At 62.5% G+C, this 341-nt stretch carries 1 protein-coding gene; it reads right to left on the bottom strand.

The window, feature by feature from the left end:
- Nucleotides 1-341 (bottom strand): replication initiation protein (locus DW49_RS0124270; RefSeq protein WP_029774753.1); only part of this gene is annotated, 341 nt, incomplete at both ends.

The raw sequence follows: 341 nt of genomic DNA, 5'->3' as shown, positions 1-341 counted from the left end.
GCATAGAACAACTGGGAATGGCCGCTTTTGCGGTTGCGCACCATCAGGTTCGGCGCAGGCAACCCGGCATCGTCCCAGGCCAAGGCGTTGGCATGGTCGAGGTCGAACACCAGCCACGACACCATGCCGGGGCGATTGACCTGCATATAGGGATAACGCAGCGCGTATTCACGAGGACGGACGCGAGTCGCGGTTTTGTCGTCACTGCACCGCGCCATGTACGGCGCTTCCAGCAATAACCGGTTGAGCGCAGTGCCGTCTTCGAAGAAACGGGCAGGCGGCATGTGGGTGCTGCTGGCCAGCGGATCGGTGTTGGCCGTGGATGAGGTCGCGAGGGCAAG

This window comes from Pseudomonas avellanae BPIC 631 (assembly GCF_000444135.1).
GTDB classification, from domain to species: Bacteria; Pseudomonadota; Gammaproteobacteria; order Pseudomonadales; family Pseudomonadaceae; genus Aquipseudomonas; species Aquipseudomonas avellanae.
The sequence above is the reverse complement of the archived record's forward strand: the minus strand, read 5'-3'. Positions and strand labels throughout refer to the sequence as shown.